Source organism: Blautia luti (assembly GCF_033096465.1).
GTDB classification, from domain to species: domain Bacteria; phylum Bacillota; class Clostridia; order Lachnospirales; family Lachnospiraceae; genus Blautia_A; species Blautia_A luti.
Window position 1 is genome coordinate 1,215,685 of the sequence record NZ_AP028156.1, and the last position, 16,774, is coordinate 1,232,458.

At 40.7% G+C, this 16,774-nt stretch carries 13 protein-coding genes and 3 pseudogenes; 14 read left to right on the forward strand and 2 right to left on the reverse strand.

Annotated features, from left to right (window positions below):
- Positions 1 to 143: 143 nt before the first annotated feature.
- The 14 genes and pseudogenes from R8695_RS05585 (at position 144) to R8695_RS05650 (ending at position 13,562) form a co-directional block, all read left to right on the forward strand.
- Positions 144 to 371 carry an HPr family phosphocarrier protein gene (locus R8695_RS05585; RefSeq protein ID WP_118508703.1) on the forward strand — a complete coding sequence of 76 codons (228 nt, stop codon included), beginning with the start codon at positions 144 to 146 and terminating at the stop codon, positions 369 to 371.
- A gap of 327 nt (positions 372 to 698) precedes the next feature.
- A complete protein-coding gene (locus tag R8695_RS05590; protein WP_118508685.1) occupies positions 699 to 2,321 on the forward strand; it encodes a CTP synthase in 1,623 nt (540 codons plus the stop codon).
- A 19-nt stretch (positions 2,322 to 2,340) separates the two neighbouring features.
- Positions 2,341 to 6,888 (forward strand): glutamate synthase large subunit, encoded by a 4,548-nt coding sequence (gene gltB, locus R8695_RS05595; protein ID WP_154779843.1) that lies wholly within the window; start codon positions 2,341 to 2,343, stop codon positions 6,886 to 6,888.
- Between the two features lie 16 nt (positions 6,889 to 6,904).
- Positions 6,905 to 8,389 carry a glutamate synthase subunit beta gene (locus R8695_RS05600; RefSeq protein WP_118331589.1) on the forward strand — a complete coding sequence of 495 codons (1,485 nt, stop codon included), beginning with the start codon at positions 6,905 to 6,907 and terminating at the stop codon, positions 8,387 to 8,389.
- A gap of 159 nt (positions 8,390 to 8,548) precedes the next feature.
- A pseudogene (locus R8695_RS05605) lies at positions 8,549 to 8,713 on the forward strand (site-specific integrase); the annotation flags it as partial.
- Positions 8,714 to 8,766: 53 nt separating this feature from the next.
- Entirely contained in the window at positions 8,767 to 8,946 is a 180-nt protein-coding gene (locus R8695_RS05610) for a TnpV protein (protein WP_330584717.1), read from the forward strand.
- A 93-nt stretch (positions 8,947 to 9,039) separates the two neighbouring features.
- Positions 9,040 to 9,885, forward strand: coding sequence for a MerR family transcriptional regulator (locus R8695_RS05615; protein ID WP_118331591.1), 846 nt, complete (start codon positions 9,040 to 9,042; stop codon positions 9,883 to 9,885).
- Entirely contained in the window at positions 9,882 to 10,214 is a 333-nt protein-coding gene (locus R8695_RS05620; RefSeq protein ID WP_154779767.1) for an ATP-binding cassette domain-containing protein, read from the forward strand. Before R8695_RS05615 ends, R8695_RS05620 begins: the two co-directional genes overlap by 4 nt.
- Positions 10,215 to 10,481: 267 nt before the next feature.
- A complete protein-coding gene (locus tag R8695_RS05625) occupies positions 10,482 to 11,588 on the forward strand; it encodes an RNA-guided endonuclease TnpB family protein (protein ID WP_331669662.1) in 1,107 nt (368 codons plus the stop codon).
- A 157-nt stretch (positions 11,589 to 11,745) separates the two neighbouring features.
- On the forward strand, positions 11,746 to 11,838 hold the full coding sequence (locus R8695_RS17660) for a DUF6219 family protein (RefSeq protein WP_431190444.1): 93 nt from the start codon (positions 11,746 to 11,748) through the stop codon (positions 11,836 to 11,838).
- A gap of 3 nt (positions 11,839 to 11,841) precedes the next feature.
- Positions 11,842 to 12,297, forward strand: coding sequence for a peroxiredoxin (locus tag R8695_RS05635; RefSeq protein WP_118512489.1), 456 nt, complete (start codon positions 11,842 to 11,844; stop codon positions 12,295 to 12,297).
- Positions 12,297 to 13,049 carry a peroxide stress protein YaaA gene (gene yaaA, locus R8695_RS05640; RefSeq protein WP_118512487.1) on the forward strand — a complete coding sequence of 251 codons (753 nt, stop codon included), beginning with the start codon at positions 12,297 to 12,299 and terminating at the stop codon, positions 13,047 to 13,049. Before R8695_RS05635 ends, yaaA begins: the two co-directional genes overlap by 1 nt.
- A 124-nt stretch (positions 13,050 to 13,173) precedes the next feature.
- Positions 13,174 to 13,326, forward strand: a pseudogene (locus R8695_RS17665) (desulfoferrodoxin family protein); the annotation flags it as partial.
- Positions 13,327 to 13,403: 77 nt separating this feature from the next.
- Entirely contained in the window at positions 13,404 to 13,562 is a 159-nt protein-coding gene (locus R8695_RS05650; protein ID WP_005339874.1) for a rubredoxin, read from the forward strand.
- 160 nt (positions 13,563 to 13,722) lie between these two features.
- On the opposite strand, the gene R8695_RS05655 is transcribed toward R8695_RS05650, so the two are convergent.
- Together R8695_RS05655 and R8695_RS05660 are read right to left on the reverse strand one after the other, a co-directional pair.
- Positions 13,723 to 15,246, reverse strand: coding sequence for a transposase (locus tag R8695_RS05655; protein WP_118512485.1), 1,524 nt, complete (start codon positions 15,244 to 15,246; stop codon positions 13,723 to 13,725).
- A gap of 151 nt (positions 15,247 to 15,397) precedes the next feature.
- Positions 15,398 to 16,389 (reverse strand): annotated as a pseudogene (locus R8695_RS05660) (aldo/keto reductase).
- Positions 16,390 to 16,774: the final 385 nt, after the last annotated feature.

The following is a 16,774-nucleotide window of genomic DNA, read 5'->3' on the forward strand; positions in this document are numbered from 1 at the left end:
GGAACATAATGTGAGCATCCGAACAACAATATTGAAGTGGCAGCACAGATGAAGAGACATCATTACTGGTACATTGTTTCGAGAATGATGTACAGGAAACGAAATAAAGAAATGTATTCGTATTTCCAGAAAGGGTGATCATGATGACACAGAGTAAAATTAAATTAAATGCAACAGAAGAGGTTCAGGAATTTGTAAATGCAGCAACGAAATGTGATTTTGATATTGATATATATTATAACAGATTTCTCATTGATGCGAAATCTATCCTCGGTATCCTCAGCATGGATCTGACGAAGGTACTGACTGTAGAATGTCATGGTGAGAGTAAAGAATTTGACCGTACACTGAAGAAATTTGCAGTTGCGTAAATTTTACAGCCGAATAATTATTGCAGAAAAGACGGGCCTGGCAGAGGAAGTTCTACAGACCTGTCTTTTCTTGTATAACAGGAAATTCTGACGGATTTCCTATGGGAATAATGTGATTTGATGAAAAACGGAGAATTTCATTATTGACAAATGAAAAAAAATGTTTTATAGTATAGCATATTTTTAAAAGAAAACACATATTGTTTAGGATATGATGATCTGACAAAGGCGTCGGATGCAGAATATCAGATGGGTCAAGTGCCCTCTGAATTCCGCATCTGGCGCCTTTTTTGTTGTAAACCAAGGATGGTGGAGGAGGAAATCAAAATGGCAGTGAAATATGTATTTGTCACAGGAGGAGTTGTTTCCGGTTTAGGAAAAGGTATCACAGCAGCATCTCTGGGACGTCTTCTTAAAGCAAGAGGCTATCAGGTAACTATGCAGAAGTTTGATCCTTACATTAATATTGATCCGGGAACTATGAACCCGATTCAGCACGGAGAAGTTTTTGTAACAGATGACGGTACAGAGACAGACCTGGATCTGGGACATTATGAGAGATTCATTGATGAGAGTCTTGATAAAAATTCCAACGTGACAACCGGTAAGGTTTACTGGTCTGTTCTTCAGAAAGAACGTCACGGGGATTTCGGCGGGGGTACCGTACAGGTAATTCCTCATATTACAAACGAGATCAAGAGCCGTTTCTACCGCGCCAAATCACCGGAGGAGAACAAGATTGCCATTATCGAAGTGGGAGGAACTGTTGGTGATATTGAAAGCCAGCCGTTTCTGGAAGCAATCCGTCAGTTCCAGCTCAATGTGGGACATGACAATGCAATCCTGATCCATGTAACATTAATTCCTTATTTAAAAGCATCTGAAGAACTGAAAACCAAACCAACTCAGGCAAGCGTAAAGGAACTTCAGGGAATGGGAATCCAGCCGGATGTATTGGTATGCAGAAGTGAACATGAACTGACAGAGGACATTAAAGAAAAAATCGCTTTATTTTGCAACGTACCTGTATCACATGTGCTTCAGAATCTGGATGTGGAATATTTATATGAAGCCCCTCTTGCAATGGAAAGAGAGAAGCTTGCAGATGTAGTTCTTTCCAGCCTGAGATTGGAAAACAGAAAACCGGATTTAAGTGACTGGGAGGAAATGGTAGAAAGTCTGAGAAATCCGAATAAAACAGTAAAAATCGCAATTGTAGGAAAATATACACAGCTTCATGATGCATATCTCAGTGTAGTAGAGGCACTGAAACATGGCGGAATTTCCTGCAGAGCCAAAGTAGAGCTTGAGTGGATCGATTCCGAAGAACTGACAGAGAAGAATCTGGATCAGCAGCTTCACAATGTAGATGGTATCCTGGTTCCGGGTGGTTTCGGAAACAGAGGTACAGAAGGAATGATCCTGGCAGCACAGTATGCAAGAGTACATAAGATTCCATATCTTGGAATCTGTCTGGGAATGCAGATGGCAATTGTAGAATTCGCCCGTCATGTACTTGGATACGAAGATGCAAACAGTATTGAACTGAATCCGGAAACCAAACACCCGGTAATTGCATTAATGCCGGATCAGGAAGATATCGAAGATATTGGAGGTACCTTAAGACTTGGAAGTTATCCATGTATCCTTGCAGAAGGTTCCAAATCTTATGAACTCTTTGGTAAGAAGGAGATTCATGAGCGTCACAGACATCGTTATGAAGTAAACAACGCATTCCGTAAAGAACTTCAGGAGAAGGGAATGAATATCGTAGGAACTTCCCCTGATAACCATATCGTAGAGATGATCGAGATCGCAGGGCATCCGTTCTATGTAGGAACCCAGGCCCATCCGGAATTCAAATCCCGCCCGAATCATGCACATCCTTTATTCAGAGGATTTATTCAGGCGGCTGTGAACTTTAGGCAGAGCGATACGAATGAAGAATAACAGAAAGGATGAGGAGATTATGAAAGAAGTGAGAGAACAGCAGCAAGGTATGTACAGGCCTGAATTTGAGCATGACAACTGTGGTATCGGAGCAGTTGTCAATATCAAAGGCAAGAAAACCCACGATACTGTTGCAAATGCATTAAAGATCGTAGAACATCTGGAACACCGCGCAGGTAAGGATGCAGAAGGCAAAACCGGTGACGGTGTAGGTATTCTTCTCCAGATTTCCCATAAATTTTTCAAGAAAGCCTGTAAGAAAGAGGGATTTGAGATTGGCGATGAGAGAGAATATGGCATCGCACAGTTTTTCTTCCCGCAGCACGAGATCAAACGCGCACAGGCAAAGAAGATGTTTGAGATCATTCTTGAGAAAGAAGGCCTGGAACTTCTTGGATGGCGTCAGGTCCCGGTATTCCCGGAAGTGCTTGGACACAAGGCAAGAGAATGTATGCCATGTATTATGCAGGCATTTATCAAAAAGCCGGAAGATGTGGAAAAAGGTCTTCCATTTGACCGTATGCTCTACATTGCAAGACGTGAGTTTGAACAGAGTAATGATAATACTTATGTAGTTTCCATGAGCAGCCGTACCATCGTTTACAAAGGTATGTTCCTGGTTGGACAGCTTCGTACTTTCTTCGAAGACCTCCAGAGCCCGGATTATGAATCTGCTATCGCTATGGTACACTCCCGTTTCAGTACCAACACAAACCCAAGCTGGGAGAGAGCACATCCGAACCGTTTCATGGTACATAACGGTGAGATCAACACCATCCGCGGCAACGCAGATAAGATGCTTGCAAGAGAAGAGAACATGGAATCTCCATACCTGGAGGGACAGCTTCATAAAGTGCTCCCTGTTGTAAACAGAAATGGTTCCGACTCTGCAATGCTTGATAATACACTGGAATTCCTGGTAATGAGTGGCATGGAGCTGCCTCTTGCAGTGATGATCACAATCCCTGAACCATGGGCAAACAATGATACCATTTCACAGGCAAAGCGTGATTTCTACCAGTACTATGCAACCATGATGGAGCCATGGGACGGACCTGCATCTATCCTCTTCTCAGACGGTGATGTGATGGGAGCTGTCCTTGACAGAAACGGTCTCCGTCCATCCAGATATTATATTACCTCCGATGGTTACATGATCCTTTCCTCAGAAGTAGGTGTTCTGCCAATCCCGGAAGAGAAGATCGTATTAAAAGAGCGTCTTCATCCTGGAAAAATGCTCCTGGTAGATACTGTAAAGGGAAAAGTTATCGATGACAATGAGCTGAAAGAGGGCTACGCAAAAATGCAGCCATACGGTGAATGGCTTGACAGTCATCTGGTACAGTTAAAGGATATCAAGATCCCGAATGAGAGACCGGAAGAGTACACACCAGAGCAGAGAGCGCGTCTGCAGAAAGCATTCGGTTATACTTATGAGCAGTATCGTACTTCCATCAGAAACATGGCATTAAACGGAGCAGAGAGCATCGGAGCCATGGGTGTGGATACCCCACTTGCAGTATTTTCCAAACAGAACAGACCATTATTTGACTATTTCAAACAGCTCTTCGCACAGGTTACTAACCCTCCAATCGATGCGATCCGTGAGGAAATCGTTACCAGCACAAGCGTTTATGTTGGCAAGGACGGAAACTTGCTGGAGCAGAAACCGGAAAACTGTCAGGTATTAAAAATCAACAATCCGATCCTGACAAATACAGATATGATGAAGATCAAGAGCTTCAAACATGAGGGCTTCAAGACAGCTGTTGTTTCTACCTTATATTACAAGAGCACCAAGCTTGAGAGAGCTATTGACCGTCTTTTCGTAGAAGTAGATAAAGCATTTCGTGAGGGTGCAAATATCCTTGTTCTTTCAGACAGAGGAGTAGATGAAAACCATATGCCGATCCCGTCACTTCTGGCAGTATCCGCAGTTCATCAGCACCTTGTAAAAACAAAGAAGAGTACCTCTCTTGCCATCATTCTGGAATCCGGAGAACCGAGAGAAGTACATCATTTCGCAACTTTACTTGGTTATGGTGCAAGCGCTATCAACCCATACCTTGCCCTTGAGACAATCCATGAGCTGATCGACAGCCATATGTTGGACAAAGATTACTATGCAGCAGTAGATGATTACAACCATGCAGTTATCAGCGGAATTGTAAAGATTGCTTCCAAGATGGGTATTTCCACCATTCAGTCCTATCAGGGATCTCAGATTTTTGAGGCAATTGGTATCTCTTCTGATGTGATCGAGAAATACTTTACAGGTACAGTCAGCCGTGTGGGCGGTATCACACTGGAAGACATCGAAGAGAATGTAGAGAAACTTCACTCAGAAGCATTTGACCCGTTAGGACTTCCGACAGACCTAACACTGGACAGCGTTGGTGCACATAAGATGAGAAGCCAGGGAGAGGAACATCGTTACAATCCTCAGACCATCCATCTTCTGCAGCAGTCCACATGGACAGGAAGCTATGATCTGTTCAAACAGTACACAGATCTGGTAGATAAAGAAAACCACGGAAACTTAAGAGGACTTCTGGACTTTAAGTTTGCCGAGACACCGGTTCCGCTTGAAGAAGTAGAAAGTGTAGATGATATCGTAAAACGATTTAAGACAGGTGCCATGTCCTATGGTTCCATTTCACAGGAAGCACATGAGACACTGGCAATCGCCATGAACCACCTCCATGGAAAATCCAATACAGGTGAGGGCGGTGAAAGTGACGAGAGACTGGATTCTGCAGGAAGCAGCGATGACAGATGCTCCGCAATCAAACAGGTTGCCAGCGGACGTTTCGGTGTAACCAGCCGTTATCTTGTATCTGCAAGAGAAATCCAGATCAAGATGGCACAGGGTGCAAAACCTGGTGAAGGCGGACATCTTCCTGCAAAGAAGGTATATCCATGGATTGCCAAAACCCGTCATTCTACACCGGGTGTCAGCCTGATTTCCCCGCCACCGCACCACGATATCTATTCTATCGAGGACCTGGCACAGTTAATCTATGATCTTAAGAATGCAAATAAATATGCAGATATTTCTGTTAAACTGGTATCTGAAGCAGGCGTGGGCACAGTTGCAGCAGGTGTTGCCAAAGCAGGCGCACAGACGATCCTGATCTCCGGTTATGACGGAGGTACAGGTGCAGCTCCAAGAAGTTCTATCCACAATGCAGGACTTCCATGGGAACTGGGACTTGCAGAAACACATCAGACACTGCTTAAAAACGGTCTGAGAAATCGTGTCCGCATTGAGACTGACGGTAAGCTTATGAGTGGCCGTGACGTTGCAATCGCAGCATTGATGGGTGCAGAGGAATTCGGTTTCGCAACAGCTCCTCTTGTAACCATGGGCTGTGTAATGATGCGTGTATGTAACCTGGATACCTGCCCGGTAGGTGTGGCAACACAGAATCCGGAACTCCGCAAGAGATTTAAAGGAAAACCGGAATATGTAGAGAATTTCATGCGCTTTATCGCACAGGAATTAAGAGAGTATATGTCTAAACTGGGATTCCGTACAGTCAGCGAAATGGTTGGACGTACAGATCTTCTGGTTCAGACAGACAATGTACCAGAACCACATCAGGGTAAAGTAGATTTAAGTGCAATCCTGAACAATCCATTTGCAGGCAAAGATCAGAAAGTTACCTTTGACCCGAAGGCTGTATATAATTTCGAACTGGAAAAAACCATGGATGAAAAAGTTCTGGTTAAAAAATGCGCAAATGCAATCAATAAAGGTCAGAAAACAGAGCTTTCTGTAAATCTGACAAACATTGACCGTACATTCGGAACCATCCTTGGTGCAGAGATTACCAGAAAGAATAAAAACGGACTTGCAGATGACACCATCACTGTACACTGCAACGGTGCCGGCGGACAGAGCTTCGGTGCATTTATCCCCAAAGGACTTACACTGGAACTGACCGGTGACAGTAATGACTACTTCGGAAAAGGACTTTCCGGTGGTAAACTGATCCTGAAGGTTCCGGAAAAAGCTGCATACAAAGCAGAAGAGAATATTATTGTAGGTAATGTTGCCCTCTACGGTGCAACCAGTGGTACTGCATTTATCAATGGTGTTGCAGGTGAGCGTTTCGCAGTCCGTAACTCCGGTGCATCCGCAGTTGTAGAAGGTGTAGGAGAGCACGGCTGTGAATATATGACAGGTGGCCGCGTAGTCGTACTTGGTAAGACTGGCAAGAACTTTGCAGCAGGTATGAGCGGCGGTATCGCATATGTACTGGATGTGGATAATGTTCTTTACAAGAATCTGAACAAAGCCATGATTTCCATCGAAAAAGTGGAAAACAAATATGACAAAAAAGAACTTCGCGACCTGATTGAAGCTCATGTAGAAGCAACAGGTTCCAAACTCGGTGCGAAAGTTCTGGCTGACTTTGATTATTATCTGCCGCACTTTAAGAAACTCATTCCGAATGAGTACAAGAAGATGATCACTTTAAGTGCAAAACTGGAAGAAAAAGGTCTGAACAGTCAGCAGGCACAGATGGAAGCGTTCTACGAAAGTATTGGCGCCAAGCATTGAGAGAGGAGAGGAAATCATGGGAAAACCTACGGGATTTTTAGAGTATAAAAGAGAGACGGCAAAGGTTCTGCCGCCAAAGGTCCGCATTGCAAATTTCAAAGAATTCAGGACACCTTTAAATAAAGAAAAACAGAAACTTCAGGGCGCACGCTGCATGGCATGCGGTGTCCCATTCTGCCAGTCAGGTATGATGATTGGCGGTATGGCATCCGGCTGCCCTCTGCATAACCTTGTACCTGAGACAAACGATCTGGTTTATACAGGCAACTGGAAACAGGCATTCTTAAGACTGAGCAAGACACACAGTTTCCCGGAATTTACTTCACGTGTCTGCCCTGCACTCTGCGAAGCAGCCTGCACCTGTAATATAAACGGAGAACCGGTATCCACCAAAGAAAACGAACGTGCGATCATCGAGACAGCCTATGAGAACGGATGGGTAACCCCACAGATCCCGGAAGTACGCACAGGCAAATCTATTGCAGTCATCGGAAGTGGTCCCTCCGGACTGGCAGCAGCTCAGCAGTTAAACAGACGAGGCCACAGCGTAACTGTATTTGAAAGAAAAGACCGTGTAGGCGGACTTCTCCGTTACGGTATTCCTAACATGAAGCTGGACAAAGCTGTTGTTGACAGAAGAATCCATCTTATGGAAGAAGAGGGAGTTAAATTCGTTACAAATGTAAACGTAGGAAAGGACATCAAAGCAGAAGAACTTCTGAAACAGTTCGACCGCGTCATCCTTGCCTGCGGAGCATCCAATCCACGAGACATTAAAGTTCCGGGACGGGATGCAAAAGGAATTTATTTCGCAGTAGATTTCCTGGGACAGGTAACAAAAGCGCTGTTGGACTCTGATTTTGCCAAAGTTCCATATGAACTTGCCAAAGGAAAAAATGTTCTGGTCATCGGTGGTGGTGATACAGGAAATGACTGTGTGGGAACTTCTATCCGTCTGGGTGCCAAATCTGTGATCCAGTTAGAGATGATGCCGAAGCCACCAGTGGAAAGAACACCATCCAATCCATGGCCGCAGTGGCCGAGAGTTCTCAAAACAGACTATGGTCAGGAAGAAGCCATTGCTGTATTCGGACATGATCCACGAGTATACCAGACTACGGTTACCGAGTTTATCAAAGACAAAAACGGAAACGTCTGCCAGGCAAAACTCACGAAATTAAAGAGCGAAAAAGATCCAAAGACAGGACGTATGATGATGGTACCTGTAGAAGGAACAGAAGAAGTCATCCCTGTAGACGTAGTTCTTATCGCAGCCGGTTTCCTTGGCAGTGAGAAATATGTAACAGACGCATTTAAGGTAGCCATCAATGGAAGAACCAATGTAGATACAAAACCAGAGCAGTATCAGACCTCAGTAGACAAAGTCTTCACTGCTGGAGACATGCACAGAGGCCAGTCCCTGGTAGTATGGGCGATCCGTGAAGGCAGAGAAGCTGCGAAAGCGGTAGATGAATCGCTGATGGGATATTCCTATCTGTAAAAATAAGATAAAATATGAGAAAGGTGCTATTGTCTGACGGAAAAGGACGTCAGGAAGTGGCACCTTTGTTTTTTTTGAAGTGATTTTCGGGTGTTTCGGGTATTACAATAATTGTAGTTTAGTTTAAATAAACAAAAATACTTAGTAAACCCAGCGTAGTCCTATCAGCGATTACACGGCGAAGATGTGATTACCACACCGAAAACAAAGAAAAGTAATCGTATGATCAAAATGCTGAAGTTCCTCTGTGAAGAAATGCAGGAATATTTGCAGATGCTTTACGGATTGAAGAAGAAAGACCGAATCTTTACGGTCACAAAGAATATCGTAGAGGTGTATATCTGAATCTGCTTACAAGTGGAAGGTTGAATGATTATTTGGCTGATATAGAAGAACAGGCACAGAAACGCTTTGAAAGGATTGTAGAGCAGATGGCAGAGAGTGAAGGTATTACCGAACAACTTAAAGCAAATGATCAGGTGGCTTGGGTAGGAGAAATGAATAATATTTGGAGTAGAGCAAGAGCGGTTGTGAATGCTGAATTGATTTATAACTAAAAAAGAAGAGATTTTGGATAAATGCTGGACTGTAAACTTTGTTTATAGCTTATTCTTAAGATAAAATAGAGTTGCTTGAAAGGAGTGCATAACATGAAAATAAAAGACGTAGAAGAACGAACAGGTTTATCCCGTTCTAATGTTCGTTTTTATGAAAAGGAAAAACTCATTGAGCCTTCAAGAAACGAAAGTAATGGTTATAGAGATTATTCAGAAAATGATGTGGAAAATATAAAGAAGATTGCATATCTGCGTACATTAGGAATTTCTATTGAGGATATACGAAGCATTATATCTGGAAAAGTAACATTGCAGGAAACGCTTGAGAGGCAGAATGAAATATTAAATAGTCAGATTACTGATTTGAATAAGGCAAAACTCATGTGCGAAAAAATGTTGGGTGAAGAAAGTATTAGTTATGAAAAATTACAGGTAGAACAATATGTAACAGAGTTGCAGGATTATTGGAAAGATAATCAAACTGTTTTCAAACTAGATTCAGTCAGCTTTTTGTATATATGGGGAAGTATGCTTACTTGGATAACGATTACCGTACTATGCTTGATTATTGGGGCGTTGTCTTATTCTAAGCTGCCGACAGAAATTCCGGTACAATGGAGTAAAGGTGTGGCAACATCTTTGGTGAATAAAAATTGGATTTTTATTTGTCCGGTTATCTGCATTATAATCCGTTATTTATTAAAACCTTTTATCTATGCCAAATTACAGATGAACAATTATTATGGAAAAATTATAACAGAGTATTTGACAAATTATATGTGTTTTATTGTATTGTCAGTAGAAATTTTCTCAATACTTTTTACTTTCGGAGTGGTAAAAAGTGTTGTTGTACTTTTATTTGTGAATACGGCAGTCTTTATGGGATTGTTAGTAGTCGGATTGACAAAAATGGATTTGAGAGGAAAAGAAATTTTATGATTCAGATTTCAAATTTAATTAAAAAATATGGTGAAACAGTCGTTTTTTCGAACTTAAACTATACATTTGAAAATACTTGTATTTATGGACTTGTTGGAAGAAATGGAGCTGGAAAGACTACCCTTTTGAATATACTTTCGAATTATGATAAAAATTATACGGGAGTAATTTCTATCGATGGAGAAAAAATGAACAAGGTTGATTATCTTGATATGCCAGTTGCCTATGCAATGGATCAACCCATTTTTTTTAACAACCGTAGCAAGAATTCCCTCACTATAGGTGATGGGATGAATTGCACATTCGAGCATGTCTGCTCAAATTCATAAAAAACCGCAAAAACACTTGTTCTGATACAATAAATATATTATAATAGAAAAAAGAACAATATGCTCTTGAAATTTGGACGGTTGAAATAAGCAATAAGTGAGTGCACATAATGAGTTTAGATAATAATTCTCATTCAGTGTTTTTGTTTGATCATGGTTATGAAATATGGCAGAAAGATGCTGGACGATAAGATGTCAGAGAGAACAAAAGAAATCTTTGAAATATAGCACCTGTTGAAACAATCCATCAGTATATAGAGAGTCAGGGTGAGAAAGATAAACCGAGCAGTAAAAATAAGGATCTATCCAAATAAAGAACAGATAACCCAGATAGAGAAGACGATCGGCTGCAGTCGTTTTCTTTATAACCGGATGCTTGCGGATAAGATCCGTTATTATCAGGAAGAAAAAAAGATGCTGAAAAATACGCCGACCGGATATAAAAAAGAATATCCATGGCTGAAAGAGGTGGATTCTCTTGCGCTGGCGAATGTACAGTTAAATCTGGAAGGGGCTTTCCGGAAATTTTTCCAGGAACCGGGAGTGGGCTTTCCGCATTATAAATCAAAAAAGCACTCGCGGAAATCTTATACAACAAATATGGTAAATGGGAATATCTGTCTGCAGGACAGGTTCCTGAAACTGCCAAAGATGCAGCCGGTAAAAATAAAACTCCACTGTATGATCCCGGAGGAATGGAAGCTGAAATCAGTGACTGTGAGCAGGGAACCATCCGGAAAATATTTTGCCAGCCTGCTGTTCGACTGTGAAAACCAAACAGCGGAGAAAAGACAGGCGGAAAAATTTCTGGGGATTGATTTTGCCATGCATGGAATGTGTGTATTTTCCACCGGTGAAAGGGCCGGATATCCCATGTTTTACCGGAATGCAGAGAAAAAACTTGCCCGGGAACAGAGAAAACTTTCCAGATGTGAAAAGGGCAGCCGTAACTATCAGAAACAGAAGAAAAAGGTTGCTTTATATCACGAAAAGATAAAGAACCAGAGGAAGGATTTCCAGCATAAGCTCAGCCACAGCCTTGCAGAAGACTATGACGCAGTATGTGTGGAGGATCTGAACCTGAGGGGGATAGCCGGAGGCCTGCATTTCGGAAAAGGGATACAGGATAACGGATACGGTCAGTTCCTTTCCATGCTTGGATATAAGCTGGAAGAACGTGGAAAATATCTGATAAAAGTAGACAGATATTTTGCATCCAGTAAGATATGCAGCGTATGCGGACATAAGAAGAAAGAGCTGGCATTATCAGAACGGATATACCTATGCGAATGTGGAAACCGGATGGACCGGGATGTGAATGCAGCGGTCAATATTCTGAAAGAAGGAAAAAGAATATATAAAAAATGTGCATAATAGCACAGAAAAGATCCGTAACCGGATAAAAAAGAACCGCGGGACACGCGGGGATAGCCTGTTTTAGCTTTGCCCTGAAGGGCAATTGAGCAGGAAGCTCCCACTTCAAAATCTGTAAGATTTAAGTGGCGAGAGCATGTCACGTTCTATGTTATGTATGGTAATGGCGATATATACAGGTCATAAAATAATTACTGGTAATAGAAAAGAAAAGGCAAAAAAAGAGAAAGTTACAGATAGGGAGGGATAAATAATGTTGGAAGTAGGAATTAAGGCACCTGATTTTGAGTTGCCCGATCAAAATGGGAAAATACATAGATTATCGGATTATACAGGAAAAAAAGTGATTTTATATTTCTATCCCAAGGATAATACAGCGGGATGCATGAAACAGGCATGTGGTTTTTCCGAGAGATACCCTCAGTTTACCGAAAAAGGTGCAGTTATTCTTGGAATCAGTAAGGATTCTGTATCCTCTCATAAGAGATTTGAGGAAAAATATGGATTGGCATTTACACTTTTAGCAGATTCAGAGCGGAAAGTTATTGAAGCTTATGATGTATGGAAAGAAAAGAAAAATTATGGAAAAGTCTCTATGGGAGTAGTAAGAACCACATATCTTATTGATGAACAGGGGATTATTATAAAGGCAAATGATAAAGTCAAGGCTGCAGATGATCCTGAAAATATGCTTAAGGAATTAGATTAATGAAGATAATATTATCCCCTGCTAAAAAGATGATTACAGATATTGACAGCATAGCACCGGATGCATTGCCTGAATTTATTGAAAAGACGACTGAGATACAGAGTTGGTTGAAAAGTAAGTCAAAAGAAGAATTGAAGACCATCTGGAAATGTAATGACAAAATTACAGAACAGAACTTCAATAGATTTGAAAACATGGATCTTTATCATTTACTTACTCCAGCTGTGTTATCATATGAAGGAATTGCTTTTCAATATATGGCTCCATCCGTGTTTGAGGACAGTCAGTTCGAGTATGTACAAAATCATTTGAGAATAATATCTGCATTTTATGGTGTGTTAAAACCAAGAGATGGTGTGACGCCTTATCGTTTGGAAATGCAGGCGAAGGTTGGAATAGGGGAAACAAAAAATCTGTATGAGTACTGGGGAGATTTATTGTACCGCTCAGTGATTGATAACAGCAGGGTTATAATCAATCTAGCATCAAAAGAATACTCTAAATGTATAGAAAAATATCTGACACAACAGGACAGATATATTACGATTACATTTTGTGAGTTATCAGGAGATAAACTGGTGACAAAAGGTACATATGCTAAGATGGCTCGTGGTGAAATGGTTAGGTTCATGGCTGAAAACAGTATTGAAAATCCCGAGGATATTAAGAAATTTGATAGACTAGGTTATTCATTCCGTTCTGATTTATCATCAGATGTAGAATATGTTTTTGAACGAAAAAAGGATGATTAAATGATTAAAACAAAAAGTAGTCAGTAATGTTAATTTATTATAACAATAAGAATTGTTACTACTATTGATTGATAATAAATTAATATTGATATATAATTATAATTAATAATGAATCCTAATAAGCATGGAATGGATTACACTAAATACAAATCAAGGTATTTATAGAAAACAGTTAATTCCGTGATAGGAACCTATTGCGGATTTCTGCCTCTGTGGTGGAGAATATGTAGAAGAAGTATACGCATACTGCAATCGTCATGGGTTTTGGAAATGCTAAAAACACTTGACATTCGTGCTAAGATTACAAAATAATTCAGATACAACAGTAATATATTTATAAGGAGGAACAAACTAATGAAATATGTATGTGACGTTTGCGGATGGGAATATGATGAAGAGGAAGGTTATCCTGAAGGTGGTATTGCACCAGGAACAAAGTGGGAGGATGTTCCGGAAGATTTTGAATGTCCATTATGTAATGTTGGAAAAGATCAGTTTTCAGAAGTTGAATAGAAGCCTAATCTTGTGTTAAATACGGATGGATAAATAAAAAGGGCGTGTGAAAAAACGAGAGTTTTTTCATGCGTCCTTTTGCTTATGGATGTAATAGTAGTTATATTACATAAAAAAGGATATAGTTCCCCTTACCCCATAAGAATGCTATTATGAAATCCTATGCGGCAGTTGCACCTTTTTTCTGTTTGTTGTGATATTTATAAAGATTGTGTCCGATAGAAACAAGAAATACTTCGAGCAGTACAGATTTTATTCCTCTTCGGACAATTCTTTTGTACCACCGATCGTTTTTCATGATACCAAAAGTACCTTCTGCCTGGATGGATCTGTTCATCCTCAGAAGTGCTCCCTGGATACTTTCGAGATTTTCTATCACTTCCTGATGCATCGCTGTAAGTTCGCGGTTGATCCGAACAGTACGGTTTTTATTTGTCTTTTTACATTGTTCTGCGTATGGACAGCTGGAGCAATCTTCACACTGATACACTTCTTCCTGACGCCCATACTTGTTTCCCTTTACGTTTTTTTGATACTGAAGGTAAAATCTTTTCCCGTTTGGGCAACGCATAATCCCGTCTTTCCCGATTGGAAAATTTACTGCACGAAATGGATCTTCATGATACTTCTTGTCAGTAGTCTCTTTCTTGAACATAGGGAACTTCATATATTTTTTCATTCCATGCTGCTCACAGAAGATGTAATTATTGTAAGAACCATATCCGGCATCTGCCACTGGATATTTCGGATAAAAGCCATATGTCGTATAAAACTTGTTCATCAATGGAATAAAACAATCCATATCTGAGCGATACTGATTTACATCGACAACAGCAATGTACTCATCTGCAACACCGACCTGTATATTATAGGCTGGAAGCAACTGGTCATTTCCCATGTAGTCTTTCTTGATTCGCATAAAAGTGGCCGAATGGTCTGTTTTTGAGTAGCTGTTGCGCTCTTCTCCGCAGATCTTTATTTTTTCTACATATTCTTCCAACTTGGTTGTATACTCCCTGAGTTTTTCATAATGACGCTGCTGCGTAGTTTTACGATGTCCTCTACCATGAACAAATATCGTTTCATCAATCTGCCAGGCTTCAGCATACTGCTCGGCAGCTTCTTTTAAATACTCTGGTGCATACTCACTATTGATACAAAGCTTTATCCCTGTACATGACAGCTCTTCATTGATTTCCTTAAAGAGTTCAGTAATCTTATCAAAGAGCCGGTATCTGGATTTTTCTGTGGCTTTTTTCCACACCCAGGAATATTTATTTGCATTTGCTTCAAACTTGGAACCATCGATGTATAGATGTTGGAGATCCACATGTTCTGTCTCGAAGATTTTTTTGTTTATGTCTCGAAATATTTCTTCAATGGAATCAGCAAGCACCTCATTAATGAAGTAGCCGAAGGTACGATAAGAAGGGGTTTGATGGTCCATAAGATACGTAAAGCGGAGATTGACTTTACACTGATCCTCCAGCTCACGTAACGATATATAGCCATTCGCCATAAATCCAAACAAAACTGTCTTCAGCATACTGACCGGGGCATATCTAAATCTTCCTGTATAATGTTGCGGAATATTTTTCAGATATTTCTCCAGTTCGATTTCTCCCATAAATCTGTCAAAAGTCAGCACTGGATCACAGATGTCCAGATAATCTTGAATTAGCATTGGCAAAACTGCCTGTTTTGGGTTAGAATAAATTATGTTATTAATTTTTTTCACAAGTTAATTATAACAGAAAGAAAGACCTTGAGTTCATTATAAACTCTTGGTCTTTCTTTTTTCAGGACTATTCTTTTTTCACAGCCCCTTTCATTGATTAAGAATTAACGATATCATCAATCTTCTTAAGTTCTTCATCTGAAAAATCAGTATGTCCGATTATCTTGATATTATCAAGAATCTGCTCAGGTTTTGAAGCTCCAATCAGGACACTTGTTACTTTATCATCTTTTAGAATCCAGCTAAGAGCCATCTCGGCAAGCGTCTGTCCTCTTTCCATAGCAATTTCGTTAAGTGCCTGAATCTGGGAAAGCTTTTCTGATGTAAGTGCAGTCTCATTAAGAAATCGTCCGTCAGTGGCAATTCTGCTATCAGCAGGGATACCATTGAGGTAGCGCTTCGTAAGAAGTTCCTGTGCGAGAGGAGAGAAAGCTATGATACCTTTTCCAAGCTCATAGGCAGTGTCCTTAAGCCCGTTATTCTCAATTGTTCTGTCAAAAATAGAATAACGGTTCTGGTTGATTACGAAAGGACATTTCAAATAGGTTAGGATTTCTGTAGCCTTTTTAAGTGTGGGACCATCATAATTTGAAAGACCTACATAAAGGGCTTTTCCACTTCGAACGATAGAGTCAAGAGCACCCATAGTCTCCTCAAGTGGTGTCTCAGGATCCATTCTGTGATGATAGAAGATATCGACATAATCAAGTCCAAGTCGCTTAAGACTCTGGTCCAGGCTTGCAATAAGGTACTTGCGGCTTCCCCAATTGCCATAAGGTCCTTCCCACATATCAAATCCGGCCTTTGTGCTGATGAGCATTTCATCTCGGTATGGATGAAGTTCTTCCCTGAAAAGCTTGCCGAAATTGCGTTCTGCACTGCCATAAGCAGGCCCATAATTATTGGCAAGGTCAAAATGAGTGATTCCATTGTCAAAAGCGGTAAAGCACATCTGCTTCATATTTTCGTAGACACTTGTATCACCAAAATTGTGCCAGAGTCCAAGTGAAACAACAGGCAGCTTCAAGTCACTTTTACCGCAGCGGTTGTAAACTATTGTGTCGTATCTTTTTTGTCTGCAATGTACATGTGTATATACCTCCATGATTATATCTTTCTGCTACACTTAGGATATCATATTTTTTCTTCAATTGCATCCAGCTCTTCATTTCATCCTCTGTTTTCGCTGTATGCGTTACTGTTCACACGATGTGCGACCAGCAACGCATCTCGCCATTTTAAATCGCCTTTGGCGATGGGGCGAGATGCATTCAAGCCAAAACATGCATTCTCCGTGTCAATCAGCGAAGTGATTGACACGGGAGTGAACAGTAACCTGTATGCTACTGCAATTTCTCCAACAATTCCAGATGAAGTTTCTGCACCTTAATCTTTTGTTTTTGTATATTCACTCTTTGAGTGGACTTTCCTCCTTCGATTTTCTTTAAAGCTTTATGCTTCATAAACTCTTCTT

Bases quoted from the DNA above. Each gene is read 5' to 3' on its own strand.
- R8695_RS05585 (WP_118508703.1), top strand. From the start codon at position 144: ATGACACAGAGTAAAATTAAATTAAATGCAACAGAAGAGGTTCAGGAA.
- R8695_RS05635 (WP_118512489.1), top strand. From the start codon at position 11,842: ATGTTGGAAGTAGGAATTAAGGCACCTGATTTTGAGTTGCCCGATCAA.
- R8695_RS05600 (WP_118331589.1), top strand. From the start codon at position 6,905: ATGGGAAAACCTACGGGATTTTTAGAGTATAAAAGAGAGACGGCAAAG.
- R8695_RS05590 (WP_118508685.1), top strand. From the start codon at position 699: ATGGCAGTGAAATATGTATTTGTCACAGGAGGAGTTGTTTCCGGTTTA.
- yaaA (WP_118512487.1), top strand. From the start codon at position 12,297: ATGAAGATAATATTATCCCCTGCTAAAAAGATGATTACAGATATTGAC.
- R8695_RS05615 (WP_118331591.1), top strand. From the start codon at position 9,040: ATGAAAATAAAAGACGTAGAAGAACGAACAGGTTTATCCCGTTCTAAT.
- R8695_RS17660 (WP_431190444.1), top strand. From the start codon at position 11,746: ATGGTAATGGCGATATATACAGGTCATAAAATAATTACTGGTAATAGA.
- R8695_RS05655 (WP_118512485.1), bottom strand. From the start codon at position 15,246: ATGCTAATTCAAGATTATCTGGACATCTGTGATCCAGTGCTGACTTTT.
- R8695_RS05650 (WP_005339874.1), top strand. From the start codon at position 13,404: ATGAAATATGTATGTGACGTTTGCGGATGGGAATATGATGAAGAGGAA.
- R8695_RS05620 (WP_154779767.1), top strand. From the start codon at position 9,882: ATGATTCAGATTTCAAATTTAATTAAAAAATATGGTGAAACAGTCGTT.
- gltB (WP_154779843.1), top strand. From the start codon at position 2,341: ATGAAAGAAGTGAGAGAACAGCAGCAAGGTATGTACAGGCCTGAATTT.